The sequence below is a fragment of the Streptomyces atroolivaceus genome (assembly GCF_000717025.1).
Lineage (GTDB): Bacteria > Actinomycetota > Actinomycetes > Streptomycetales > Streptomycetaceae > Streptomyces > Streptomyces atroolivaceus.
In genome coordinates, this window is sequence record NZ_JNXG01000016.1 from 93,674 (window position 1) to 106,855 (window position 13,182).

Sequence of the window (13,182 nt, forward strand, 5' to 3'; positions counted from 1 at the left end):
CCACCCGGAAGGGCACACGCGTATGGAGCAGTACGAGCCCGAGCGCCTCTCCGCGCCACAGCTGGCCGCCATGAGGCGCAGCCTCAGAGACGGCAGGGGCGCCCTCACCCGCCGTTCACTTCTCCGGGCGTCGGGCACGGCAGCCCTCGCGCTCGGCGGCCTCGGGGCGCTGAGCGCGTGCGGGATACCGCCCGCGAAGCGGGAAGGGGTCGCCGCCGCATCCGACGACCACTCGGCGGCGGAGAAGCAGATCAACTTCTCCAACTGGACCGAGTACATGGACGTCAGCGAGGACGAGAAGAGCCGTCCGACGCTGGACGCGTTCACGAGACGCACCGGGATCAAGGTCAAGTACACCGAGGACATCAACGACAACGTCGAGTTCTTCGGGAAGATCAAGCCGCAGCTCGCGGCGGGCCAGGACACCGGCCGCGACCTCGTCATCGTGACGGACTGGCTGGCGGCCCGCATCATCCGCCTCGGCTGGGCCCAGAAGCTCGACCACGCGAACCTGCCGCACGCCTTCGCGAACCTGTCGGCCCAGTTCCGCACTCCCGACTGGGATCCGGGACGCGCCTACTCCTATCCATGGACCGGTATCCCGACCGTCATCGCCTACAACGAGAAGGCGACCGGCGGCCGGAAGGTCGACTCCGTCACCCAGCTGCTCGACGACCCCCGGCTCAAGGGCAAGGTCTCGTTCCTCTCCGAGATGCGCGACTCGGTCGGCATGACGCTGCTCGACATGGGAAAGGACCCGGGGTCGTTCACCGACGCCGACTTCGACGCGGCCGTCGGACGGATGCAGAAGGGCGTCGACACGAAGCAGATACGCCGTTTCACCGGCAACGACTACACCGCGGACCTGAGCAAGGGGGACATCGCGGCCTGTGTGGCCTGGGCGGGCGACATCATCCAGCTCCAGGCCGACAACCCGGCCATCAAGTTCTCGATCCCGTCCGCCGGCTACATCACGTCGAGCGACAACATGCTGGTCCCGGCGAAGGCGCGGCACAAGACCAACGCCGAGAAGCTCATGGACTACTACTACGAGCTCCCGGTCGCGGCCCAGCTGGCCGCCTACATCAACTACGTCTGCCCGGTGGACGGGGTCGCCGGTGAGCTCGCGAAGATCGACGAGTCGATGGCGTCCAACACGCTGATCCTCCCCGACAGGGCGATGGCCGCGAAGTCGCGGTCCTTCCGTTCCCTCAGCTCCGAGGAAGAGACGGCGTACGAGGAGAAGTTCGCCGGGCTCATCGGCGCCTGACCGGCCATTCCACCTCCCGATCTCCTCCGACACTCTGGGACCGCGACCCATGACACAGCAGCAGACGGCGGGCGGCGACGTCCGTCTCACCGGGATCAGCAAGACCTACGGCTCCTTCACCGCAGTGCACCCCCTCGACCTGACCGTCCCGCAGGGCTCCTTCTTCGCGCTGCTCGGCGCGTCCGGCTGCGGCAAGACCACCACCCTGCGGATGATCGCGGGCCTGGAGGAGGCCACCACCGGGACGGTCTCGCTCGGCGGCCGCGACATCACGGACCTGCCCCCGTACAAGCGGCCCGTCAACACCGTCTTCCAGAGCTACGCGCTCTTCCCGCACCTCGACGTCAGCGAGAACATAGCCTTCGGGCTGCGCCGCCGCGGCATCAAGTCCGTCAAGAAGCAGGTCGGCGAGATGCTGGACCTCGTCCAGCTCGGCGACTTCGCCCGGCGCAAGCCGCATCGGCTCTCCGGCGGCCAGCAGCAGCGCGTCGCCGTGGCCCGCGCGCTCATCAACCACCCGCAGGTCCTCCTCCTCGACGAGCCCCTGGGCGCCCTCGACCTCAAGCTGCGCCGCCAGATGCAGCTCGAACTCAAGCGGATCCAGACCGAGGTCGGCATCACGTTCGTCCACGTCACCCACGACCAGGAGGAGGCCATGACCATGGCCGACACCGTCGCGGTGATGAACGGCGGCCGGGTCGAACAGCTCGGTGCCCCCGCCGACCTGTACGAGAACCCCCGGACCACCTTCGTGGCGAACTTCCTCGGCACCTCCAACCTCATCGAGGGCGAGATCGTCTCCACGGGCACGGACGTCGTGGTCTCGGCCGGCGGCGGAGAGCTCAGGCTGCCCGTCGGACGGTGCCCGTCCCCGGCGCGGAGCGGGGAGAAGCTGCTCGTGGGCGTCCGCCCCGAGAAGATATCCCTCACCCACACCGACGACGCGGACGCGATACCCGACGGCCGCAACCGGGTCACCGGCCGTATCACCGACTCCAGCTTCATCGGTGTCTCCACGCAGTACGTCGTCGAGAGCCCGGCCGGTGCGTCGCTCCAGGTCTACGAGCAGAACATCGAGCGCGACAGCCGGCTGGCGGCCGGTGCCGACGTCGTCCTCCACTGGAACCCCGAACACACCTTCGGGCTCGACGCGGCCCAGTCCATCAACGCGGGTGCGGACGGCCTGGAGGACGTGGCGTGAGCGTCACCGACGCGCCACCGGCGCCCCCCGTGAAAGCCGTGATCCGCAAGCCCTCCACCCGCAGGCGGCTCGTCCCCTACTGGCTGCTGCTTCCCGGCATCCTGTGGCTGCTCGTCTTCTTCGCGCTGCCGATGGTCTACCAGGCGTCGACCTCCGTACAGACCGGATCCCTGGAGAAGGGCTTCGAGGTCACCTGGCACTTCCGCACCTACTGGGACGCCCTCGCGGACTACTACCCGCAGTTCGTCCGGTCCCTCCTGTACGCCGGCACCGCCACGCTCCTGTGCCTGCTGCTGGGCTACCCGCTCGCGTACCTGATCGCCTTCAAGGCGGGACGCTGGCGCAACCTGGTGCTCGTGCTGGTCGTCGCGCCGTTCTTCACCAGCTTCCTGATCCGGACCCTGGCCTGGAAGACGATCCTCGCGGACGGCGGCGCGGTCGTCGACGTGCTGCACACCCTGCACGTCCTGGACGTCACCGCCTGGCTGGGCTGGACCGAGAACAACCGGGTCCTGGCCACCCCGATGGCCGTCGTCTGCGGTCTGACGTACAACTTCCTGCCGTTCATGATCCTGCCGCTGTACACCTCACTGGAACGGATCGACGGCCGGCTGCACGAGGCCGCGGGTGATCTGTACGCCACCCCCGCCACCACGTTCCGCAAGGTGACGCTGCCGCTGTCCATGCCCGGCGTCGTCTCCGGCACCCTGCTGACGTTCATCCCGGCCAGTGGCGACTACGTCAACGCGGAACTCCTCGGCTCCACCGACACCAAGATGGTCGGCAGCGTCATCCAGAGCCAGTTCCTCCGGGTGCTGGACTACCCGACGGCGGCCGCGCTCTCCTTCATCCTCATGGCGGTCGTCCTGCTCCTGGTCACCGTCTACATCCGCCGCTCCGGGACGGAGGACCTGGTCTGATGCCCGTACTCCGCCTGCTTCGCCGGAACCTGGTCGTGATCGCGGGTCTGCTGACCCTCGCCTACATGATCCTGCCGAACGTCGTCGTGATGGTCTTCTCCTTCAACCGGCCCGAGGGGCGGTTCAACTACGCCTGGCAGGAGTTCTCCCTCGACGCCTGGAAGGACCCCTGCGGCGTCGCCGACCTCTGCGGGTCGCTGTCGCTCTCACTGCGGATCGCCGTCTGGGCGACCGTCGGCGCGACGGTGCTCGGCACGATGACAGCCTTCGCTCTGGTCCGCTACCGCTTCCGGGCGCGCGGCGCGATCAACTCACTGATCTTCCTGCCGATGGCGATGCCCGAGGTCGTCATGGCCGCCTCGCTGCTCACGCTCTTCCTCAACATGGGCGCCGAACTCGGCTTCTGGACCGTGCTGATCGCCCACATCATGTTCTGTCTCAGCTTCGTGGTGACCGCCGTCAAGGCGCGTGTGATGTCGATGGACCCGAGGCTGGAGGAGGCCGCCCGCGATCTCTACGCGGGCCCCGTGCAGACCTTCGTCCGGGTGACCCTCCCGATCGCCGCCCCGGGGATCGCCGCGGGCGCGCTGCTCGCCTTCGCCCTCTCCTTCGACGACTTCATCATCACCAACTTCAACGCGGGCTCCACGGTGACGTTCCCCATGTTCGTCTGGGGATCGGCCCAGCGCGGAACACCCGTGCAGATCAACGTCATCGGCACGGCCATGTTCGTCATCGCCGTGGCGGTGGTCCTCGCCGGACAGTTCATCGCGAACCGGCGGAAGAGCAATGCGGGAAAATGAAACCCGAAGGAGTTGGAAACCATGGCCCCGGACGCCATGCGTGATGCCGCACGCTCACTCTCCGACGCACGCCCCCTGTCCTACTGGCTCGACGACCCGGGAAGGCCCAGGGCCCTTCCCGCGCTGACCGGTGACGAACGGTGCGATCTCCTGGTCGTCGGCGGCGGGTACAGCGGGCTGTGGACCGCGCTGATCGCCAAGGAACGGGACCCCGGGCGCGACGTCGTCCTCATCGAGGGCCACGAGGTGGGCTGGGCCGCCTCGGGCCGCAACGGTGGATTCTGCGCCGCCTCGCTCACCCACGGCCTGGCCAACGGCCTGGAGCGCTGGCCGGACGAGATCGGGACACTGGAGGAGCTGGGCGCGCGGAACCTCGACGCCATCGAGGCGGCCGTGGCCCGCCACTCCCTCGACTGCGACTTCGAGCGGACCGGCGAGATCGACATCGCCACGCAGCCCCACCAACTGGACGAGCTGCGGGAATGGCACCGAAGGACGCAGGAGCTGGGCTTCACCGGACTGGAGCTCCTGGACCGTGACCAGGTGCGCGCCCAGGTGGACTCGCCGACGTTCCTGGGCGGCCTGCTGGACCGGCGCGGTGTCGCCATGCTGCATCCGGCGAAGCTCGCCTGGGGTCTGAAGGAGGCCTGCCTCGGCCTCGGCGTACGGATCCACGAGCACACCCGCGGCCTCGAACTGGCCCGGTCGGGTGCCGGCATGGCGGTGCGCACCCCGTACGGCAGGGTGTTCGCCCACGATGTCGCTCTCGGCACGAACGTCTTTCCGTCGCTGGTGCGGCGGGTGCGCCCGTACACCGTCCCGGTGTACGACTACGCGCTGATGACGGAGCCCCTGAGCGCGGATCAGCTCGCCTCGGTCGGCTGGCGGAACCGTCAGGGACTCGGGGACAGCGCCAACCAGTTCCACTATTTCCGGCTCTCCTCGGACAACCGGATCCTGTGGGGTGGATACGACGCCGTCTATCCGTACGGAGGCCGGCTCGATCCCTCACTGGACCAGCGGCCGGAGACCTTCCTGAAGCTGGCCGGGCAGTTCTTCGAGTGCTTCCCCCAGTTGTCCGGTGTGCGTTTCAGTCATGCCTGGGGCGGGGCGATCGACACGTGTTCCCGCTTCTCCGCGTTCTTCGGTACGGCCCATCGCGGGCGGGTCGCGTACGCAGCCGGATACACCGGGCTGGGTGTCGGGGCCACGCGCTTCGGCGCCGAGGTCATGCTCGACCTGCTGTCGGGCCGGGAGACCGCCCGGACCGCTCTGCGCATGGTCCGGTCCAGGCCGGTGCCCTTCCCGCCCGAGCCGTTCGCGTGGGCCGGTATCGAGCTCACCAAGCGGTCCCTCGCGCGGGCGGACAGCCATGGCGGACACCGCGATCTGTGGCTGCGGACCATGGACCGGCTGGGACTCGGCTTCGACAGCTGAGCCCGGCTCCGCGCGCCCCCTGGGGGGTGACGCAGATCACCACCGATCGGTGGCCGAACCCGCGTCATGATCCGGGCCCCGCCCCCTCTCACCCGTGCACGCACCGGCAGGACCCTGCCGGTGCCCACGGGCAGAGGGAGGCAGTTCATGACCGGCATGGGGGCGAAAGCCGCGGTCGCATGGCTCACATCGGTGGCACCGGATCCGGGTGCCTGCCGGAGGGAGTGGGAGCGGAACCCCCAGGGGATGGCGCTCCTTCCCGCCGGAAGGCGCTGGGACGTGCTGATCGTCCCAGGGGCGCTGGGCCATCCGACGCTCGATGTGCTCACCCGGCTCCTCGACAGGCCGGGGCCCGTCCTCGCGGACTTCGGCGACTCCCGGATGGGCTTCTTCGTGCCCCCGGGGACGGCGGCCCGCTGGATCGGGACCGGTATCCGCGGCGTCGGCCAAGGGGCGTGGATCGTCGCCCCCCGGCCCGGCAGCACCGTGGGCCGGGTGCGATGGCTCATCCCGCCGGACGGCTCGGGCACGCTCACCGACACGGCGCTTCTGGAGCTCGCGCTGCACGAGGCCGCTGCCGCGAGGGGCGGGAGCTGAGGCGCCGCCAGAGGTCTTGACAACCTCATTGGTCTGGACCATGTTGTGCGCACCACTCGATTCCCCCTCGCACGGAGGCTGTTGTGGAACGCACCGGACCCCGCACCGGACCACCCGTCCGCCACTCCGGACTTCTGGCCGTCCTCTCGGCCGTCCTGCTCGCCGCCGGCACTCTGGCCGCCACGGCACCGGCCGCCGGAGCGGCCGACGCCGACCTGGCGCGCAACGGCGGCTTCGAGGCGGGTCTGGACGGCTGGAGCTGCACCGGCGGCAGCGGCACGGTCGTCAGCACCCCTGTGCACAGCGGGGCTTCGGCGCTGAAGGCCACACCGGCCGGCAGCGACAACGCCCGGTGCTCCCAGACCGTGACGGTGAAGCCCGGCTCCTCCTACACGCTCGCCGCGTGGGTGCAGGGCAGCTACGTCTACCTTGGGGCGTCCGGCACCGGGACCACCGACGTCTCCACCTGGACACAGTCACCCGGTGCGTACAAGCAGCTCACCACCACCTTCAGGACCGGCCCCGCGACCACGTCGGTGACCGTCTACACCCATGGCTGGTACGGCACCCCCGCCTACCACGCCGACGACCTGACCCTGACCGGCCCCGGCGGCGACCCCGTCACCGTGCCCGCCGCCCCCGCCGGACTGCGGGCCGGCGCGGCCACCGCGTCCTCCGTGCCGCTGTCCTGGACCGCCTCCGCCGGAGCCACCGGTTACCGCGTGTACCAGGGCGGTACGAAGGTCATGGACACCACCGGTACCTCGGCGACGGTCACGGGGCTGGCCGCCTCGTCCGCCTACAGCTTCCAGGTCAGCGCCGTCAACGCCGCGGGTGAGTCGGCGAAGTCGGCGGCCGTGAGCGTCACCACGGCCGCGGGCGGCGGAGGCGGGGGCGACGGAGGCCTCCCCGCGCGCGCCCTCGTCGGCTACCTGCACTCCAGCTTCGCCAACGGCTCCGGCTACACGCGGATGGCCGACGTGCCCGGCTCGTGGGACGTCATCAACCTCGCCTTCGGCGAGCCGACGTCCGTCACATCCGGCGACATCCGCTTCTCGCTCTGCCCCGTGGCCGAATGCCCGAACGTGGAGAGCGAGGCGGAGTTCAAGGCCGCCGTCAAGGCCAAGCAGGCCGCGGGCAAGAAGGTGCTGATCTCGATCGGCGGCCAGAACGGACAGGTGCAGCTCGCCTCCACCGCCGCCCGCGACACCTTCGTCTCCTCGGTGTCCAAGATCATCGACACCTACGGTCTCGACGGCCTGGACATCGACTTCGAGGGGCACTCGCTCTCGCTGAACACCGGTGACACCGACTTCCGCAGTCCGACGAGCCCCGTCATCGTCAACCTGATCTCCGCGGTGAAGTCCCTCAAGGCCAGGTACGGCGAGGACTTCGTCCTCACCATGGCCCCCGAGACCTTCTTCGTGCAGCTCGGCTACCAGTACTACGGATCGGGCCCCTGGGGCGGACAGGATCCGCGCGCCGGCGCCTACCTGCCCGTCATCCACGCCCTGCGCGACGACCTCACGCTGCTGCACGTCCAGGACTACAACTCCGGCTCCGTCATGGGCCTGGACAACCAGTACCACTCCATGGGCGGCGCCGACTTCCACATCGCCATGACCGACATGCTGCTCACCGGCTTCCCCGTCGCGGGTGACCAGGCCAAGGTCTTCCCGGCGCTGCGCCCCGAACAGGTCGCCTTCGGCCTCCCGGCGTCCACCCAGGCGGGTAACGGACACACCTCGCCGGCCGAGGTCACCAAGGCGCTGAACTGCCTGACGAAGAAGACCGACTGCGGCTCGTACCGGACGCACGGCACCTGGGCAGGGCTACGCGGGCTGATGACCTGGTCCATCAACTGGGACCGCTTCAACAACTGGGAGTTCTCGAAGAATTTCGACGCCTACTTCGGGCGCTGACCGCTCCTGCTGCCCGCCCGCAGGGCGAGCAGCAGGACCCCGCCGACGCACCAGGCGGCCACCACGTCCAGAGGCCAGTGGTAGCCGCGCAGCACCAGACCGACGCTCGTCGCCGCCGTGAGCAGAACGGCGGCGACGAGCGTCACCCATGACCGCTTCAGATGCGGGGACAGCAGCAGCGCCGCGGCCCCGTACGCCACCATCGCCGTGGTCGTGTGGCCCGAGGGGTAGTAGCCCGTCGCCTCCGTCAGCGGACCCTGACGGTCCGTCCACAGCTTGAGCGGGACGACCAGCGCCGGGACGGCGGCCATGGTCAGGACGGCGTACAGCGCCGCGCGCCGGGCCCGGCGGAACCAGGCGACGAGAACCGCGCACGCCAGCACGGGAACGGCGACCTGCATGTTGCCGAGGTCGGCGAAGAGCTCTGTGAGCGGTGCGGGCCCGCGCCCCGCCAGTTCCAGGCCGAGCCGCTCGTCGGGATCCAGCAGCGGGCCGTCGGCCAGCACCTGCCAGGTGAGCACGAGGAAGAGCGCCGACAGCGTCGCGGCGGCGGAGACGAGAAGAACCGGCCACCGGGGAACAGGGGGGATTGTTCCGCGGTGGCCGGTCGGATCGGTGTGCCGCGCGCCCCGGGGGGTGTGGGGCGAGCGGCCATCCGATCGGTGAGGAGTCCCGGAGCCCGAAGCTCCAGCGGTGTGCGCGATGGCACGGCCGGGACGGCACTGGGGGAGCCCCGGCCCGGCATCACCCGCAGTCCCCTGCGGGCGGGGTGTTTCTCTCATCTGGGAAGACCGTACGTCAGAGGAAGGAGGCGCCGGAAGCGACAACCGTAACCCGCCATCGGCCCCGCACACCTTCTTCACACACCCTCACCCGGCCGCCGGTCGCCACCCTCGGGAACGACGCCCGGGGCCGGGTGACTCGCACGCGTCAGAGCCGCGCGAACGCCTGCTCGATGATGTCCAGGCCCTCGTTCAGCAGGTCCTCGCCGATGACCAGCGGCGGCAGGAAGCGCAGGACGTTGCCGTACGTGCCACAGGTCAGCACCAGCAGGCCCTCGGCGTGACAGGACTTGGCCAGAGCCCCCGCCGCGGCCGCGTCGGGCTCCTTCGTGCCGGACTTCACCAGCTCGATCGCGATCATGGCGCCCCGGCCGCGGATGTCCCCGATGATGTCGCCGTTCGGGAGCTTCGACCGCATCTCGGCGAGGCGGACCTTCATGACCTCCTCGATGCGCTTCGCCTTCCCGTTCAGGTCCAGCTCGCGCATCGTCTCGATGGCGCCGAGCGCGCCCGCGCAGGCCACCGGGTTGCCGCCGTACGTGCCGCCGAGGCCGCCGGCGTGGGCGGCGTCCATGATCTCGGCGCGGCCGGTCACCGCGGAGAGCGGGAGGCCGCCCGCGATGCCCTTGGCCGTGGTGATCAGGTCGGGCACGATGCCCTCGTCCTCGCAGGCGAACCACTGGCCGGTGCGGCAGAAGCCCGACTGGATCTCGTCCGCGACGAAGACGATGCCGTTGTCCTTCGCGAACTGCGCGATCGCCGGGAGGAAGCCCTTGGCCGGCTCGATGAAGCCGCCCTCGCCGAGGACCGGCTCGATGATGATCGCGGCGACGTTGTCCGCGCCGATCTGCTTGGTGATCTCGTCGATGGCCTGCGCGGACGCCTCGGCGCCGGCGTTCTCGGCGCCGGTCGGCCAGCGGTAGCCGTACGCCACCGGCACCCGGTACACCTCGGGCGCGAACGGGCCGAAGCCCTGCTTGTACGGCATGTTCTTCGCCGTCAGGGCCATCGTGAGGTTCGTCCGGCCGTGGTAGCCGTGGTCGAAGACGACGACCGCGGTGCGCTTGGTGTACGCACGGGCGATCTTCACGGCGTTCTCGACGGCCTCGGCGCCCGAGTTGAACAGCGCCGACTTCTTGGCGTGGTCGCCCGGCGTCAGCTCGGCGAGCTGCTCACAGACCTCGACGTACCCCTCGTACGGCGTGACCATGAAACAGGTGTGGGTGAAGTCGGCGAGCTGTGCCGACGCGCGGCGCACGACCGCCTCGGCGGAGGCGCCCACCGAGGTCACCGCGATGCCGGAACCGAAGTCGATCAGCCGGTTGCCGTCCACGTCCTCGATGATTCCGCCGCCCGCCCGGGCGGTGAAGACCGGCAGCGTGGAACCCACTCCTGCGGCGACAGCCGCGACACGGCGTGCCTGCAGCTCGGCCGACTTCGGGCCGGGGATGGCGGTGACGACGCGGCGCTCCTGCGGGATGTCGGACATGCGGGGCTCCTGGGGGTGTTTCGGACGCTTCTGTTTCTGCAGGCTAGGGGCGGGTGCGGGCAGCGGTCATGCTCCGATCGGGAGTGGTGGGGGCGTGTCCTTGTCCGTGGCGGACAGGTGCCCCGTGGGGACGTGTGTCCGTCGTGGCGGGCCCGTCCGCCGGGTCATACGCCCGCATGGCTGAACTCCCGGTGCCCGGGCACTAGATTGGCCGGTGCAGAAGGCGGAACCTGGCTGGTCAGGGGGCAGCGGTTCATGGACACCGAAGGCACGTACGACGCACGGGGCACGGGCGCGGACCGGGTGCCCCGTCCTGCCGGGCCACCGCCCGCTGCGCCACCGCCTCCCGCCCACGCCCCGCACGTCCGCCCTCCGTCGGCCGGGGAGGGGAGCGTCGAGGAATGGCTGCGCACCCCGCGCCCCGTGCGGGAACCGGGCGTATGGCGCTACGGGCACACCCCGCGCCCGCCGGAGAAGCCCGAGGGGGTCTCCGACCGCTCACTGCTGGTCGGGGTGCTCATCTCCGTACTCAGCGGACTGCTCCTGTGGTCCCTCTGGCGCAACGGGTACATCCCCTACCGGCTGGTCCCGCTGAAGCTCTTCACCCCCGGCGACTGGTGGTACGCGGGCACGTTCGGCGGGCCCCGGACGATCGAGGGCGCCGACGCCCTCACGGTCTACGAGGCCGTCCTCTTCGGGCTCCTGGTCTACGGCTGCGGGCGCCTGGGCAACTGGTCCGAGATCTTCAGGCGGCACGTCGCCGGCCGGGGACAGCCCTTCCTCGCGCTGGCCACCGCCGCCGGAGCGGCCCTGGCCGAACTCCTCGTGTGGAAGGACGCCGTGCCGGTGGTCCGGCCCGTGCTGATCCTCGTCGCCTCGGTGGCCGGAGGCGAGATCTACCAGAGCCAGACCGTCGTCAACGTGATCTACGCCCTGATCGCCCTCGGCGTGCTCTGGCCGTTCGCACACCTCGGCCACTGGCGCCGACTGCTCGCCGACCGGTTCGGGAAGGGCGCCGCCACGGCGCCCCGGGCCCCTGCCGAAACCCCCGACGCCCCCACTCCCGAGCAGTGGCCGGAACTCCGCGCGGCGGGCCGGACGGACGCCGCCGAGGCCCTCACCGCCGAGGTGCGCACCGGCCGGATGAACGATGTCGACGTCGCGCGGCTGCGCCACGCCTGGAGCGTGGGCCGGGGGCACCCGGAGCGCCTCGCCGCGCTCGACGAGGCCGTCCTGCGCACCGGCGGAGCCGCCGCGCTCCACCCCTCGGGAGCCCGCGACCTGCCGCGCCGCACCGCCCGGCACGATCTGCTCACCGGCCAGGTCCGCATCGGCACCTGCGCCGACGACCCGCACAACCCGTACGCCCGCCGTGGTTCGGGCATCGCCCTGGAACCGGCCCTCCTGGGGACCTCGCTGCTCGCGGTCGGCCCGCCGGGTGCCGGGAAGTCCGCGCGACTGGTGCGGCCGGTCGTCGAGTCGCTCGCCCTGCAGGCACTCGCCGGCCGGGCCGCGGTGCTCGCCGTCGGCGGCGCCGGGGGTGAGCTCGGCCCCGACGACGCGTTCGACGTCGTGGTGCGGATCGGTGATCCGGCCTCCGTGCACGACTTCGACCTGTACGGCGGAACGACCGACCCCGACGAGGCGGCGAGTGTGCTGGCCGAAGGGCTGGTCGGAGACGTGACCCACCTGGACAGCCGGCGTGCCGCCACCGTGCTGGCGCAGCTGCTCGGCCCCTACCGCGCCGTCCACGGACACTTCCCCCGGGTGCCCGCGCTCCGGGAGCTCCTGGACGGTGACCTCGCCGCGGTGGACGCGCTGCGGGAGGCGCTCGCCGCCGGCGGCCACCAGACCATGCTGCGCGAGCTGGAGGCCCGAACCCGTCAGAAGGGCGGCGCCGGAGACCCCGGGCCGGTGCTCGCCGACCGGATCGCGCTGCTCGACCGGCCCGCCTTCGCGCCCTTCTTCTCCACCGGGGAGGAGGCCAGGCCCTTCTCGCTCCGCTCCCTCGAGCACCTGCCGCTCCGGGTCAGGATCGACCTTCCGGAGCGGGCGCACGCCGAGGCCTCCCGGCTGCTCACCCGGCTCGTCCTCGCCCAGTTCACGGCGATCGCCGCCGCCCGCACCGACCGGTCGCTCTTCCTCTGCCTGGTCCTCGACGACGCCACACACGCCGTCACCGCGGAGACGGTCCGGGGCATCCGGCGGCTGCGGTCGGTCAACGCGGGCGCGGTGCTGACGCTGCGCACCGTCGACGACGTCCCCGAGGGGCTGCACACCCCGCTGCTCGGGGCGGTCGGCTGCTGCATGGCGTTCAGCGGGGTCACCACCTGGGACGGCAAGCGCTTCGCCGAGGTCTGGGGCAAGGAGTGGGTGGAGACCCGCGAGGTCGCCCAGCACGCGGTCTTCGCGGACCAGCCGTTCACCCGCGCCCTGCACGGGTTGCGCAAGCTCGTCACCGGCAAGGCCGTGACCCGGGACGCCGTGACCGTACGCCGGGTCGAACGCGAGCGCTGGTCCGCGTCCGAGCTGGCGTACCAGCTGCCCGCAGGTCACGCGGTCCTGTCGCTGACGACGGTCGACGGTGAGCACGCGTCTCCGCTCCTGGTCGAGCTGGGCGGCTGAGCGCGAGGTTACGGGGAACCTGCCGCCCTGGCAGACTTGGCCCCGACCGTCTGTACGGGGCGGCGCATTCGAGCCGTCCGAGCAGGCCGGCCCAATCGAGCCGTCCGCACGGTCGGCGCAATCGACTCCCAGAGGT

Annotated in this window: 10 protein-coding genes; 8 read left to right on the top strand and 2 right to left on the bottom strand. The window is 70.8% G+C overall.

Annotation, left to right across the window (positions count from 1 at the left end; all coding sequences use genetic code 11):
- The first annotated feature begins 22 nt into the window (after positions 1-22).
- The 7 genes from OO67_RS26670 to OO67_RS26700 all read left to right on the top strand — a co-directional run bounded on the left by OO67_RS26670 (position 23) and on the right by OO67_RS26700 (position 8,150).
- On the top strand, positions 23-1,270 hold the full coding sequence (locus OO67_RS26670; protein ID WP_033304102.1) for a polyamine ABC transporter substrate-binding protein: 1,248 nt from the start codon (positions 23-25) through the stop codon (positions 1,268-1,270).
- Between the two features lie 49 nt (positions 1,271-1,319).
- On the top strand, positions 1,320-2,471 hold the full coding sequence (locus tag OO67_RS26675) for an ABC transporter ATP-binding protein (protein WP_033304104.1): 1,152 nt from the start codon (positions 1,320-1,322) through the stop codon (positions 2,469-2,471).
- The gene (locus OO67_RS26680; RefSeq protein WP_033304105.1) at positions 2,468-3,391 is read left to right on the top strand and encodes an ABC transporter permease; all 924 of its coding nucleotides are present in this window, start codon (positions 2,468-2,470) and stop codon (positions 3,389-3,391) included. The genes OO67_RS26675 and OO67_RS26680 overlap by 4 nt, the downstream gene beginning before the upstream one ends.
- On the top strand, positions 3,391-4,194 hold the full coding sequence (locus tag OO67_RS26685; protein WP_033304107.1) for an ABC transporter permease: 804 nt from the start codon (positions 3,391-3,393) through the stop codon (positions 4,192-4,194). The genes OO67_RS26680 and OO67_RS26685 overlap by 1 nt, the downstream gene beginning before the upstream one ends.
- A gap of 21 nt (positions 4,195-4,215) precedes the next feature.
- Positions 4,216-5,631, top strand: a complete 1,416-nt coding sequence (locus OO67_RS26690) for an NAD(P)/FAD-dependent oxidoreductase (RefSeq protein WP_033304108.1) — start codon at positions 4,216-4,218, stop codon at positions 5,629-5,631.
- 147 nt (positions 5,632-5,778) lie between these two features.
- Positions 5,779-6,228, top strand: a complete 450-nt coding sequence (locus OO67_RS26695; RefSeq protein ID WP_033304109.1) for a bifunctional DNA primase/polymerase — start codon at positions 5,779-5,781, stop codon at positions 6,226-6,228.
- Between the two features lie 83 nt (positions 6,229-6,311).
- Positions 6,312-8,150 carry a chitinase gene (locus OO67_RS26700; RefSeq protein WP_033304110.1) on the top strand — a complete coding sequence of 613 codons (1,839 nt, stop codon included), beginning with the start codon at positions 6,312-6,314 and terminating at the stop codon, positions 8,148-8,150.
- On the opposite strand, the gene OO67_RS40690 is transcribed toward OO67_RS26700, so the two are convergent.
- Together OO67_RS40690 and gabT are read right to left on the bottom strand one after the other, a co-directional pair.
- Positions 8,135-8,671 carry a phosphatase PAP2 family protein gene (locus OO67_RS40690; protein WP_341864655.1) on the bottom strand — a complete coding sequence of 179 codons (537 nt, stop codon included), beginning with the start codon at positions 8,669-8,671 and terminating at the stop codon, positions 8,135-8,137. The genes OO67_RS26700 and OO67_RS40690 overlap by 16 nt on opposite strands.
- Positions 8,672-9,080: 409 nt before the next feature.
- Positions 9,081-10,421, bottom strand: a complete 1,341-nt coding sequence (gene gabT, locus OO67_RS26710) for a 4-aminobutyrate--2-oxoglutarate transaminase (protein ID WP_033304112.1) — start codon at positions 10,419-10,421, stop codon at positions 9,081-9,083.
- 255 nt (positions 10,422-10,676) lie between these two features.
- On the opposite strand from gabT, the gene OO67_RS26715 reads away from it, so the two are divergent.
- Entirely contained in the window at positions 10,677-13,046 is a 2,370-nt protein-coding gene (locus OO67_RS26715) for an ATP/GTP-binding protein (RefSeq protein ID WP_033304114.1), read from the top strand.
- Positions 13,047-13,182 lie beyond the last annotated feature (136 nt).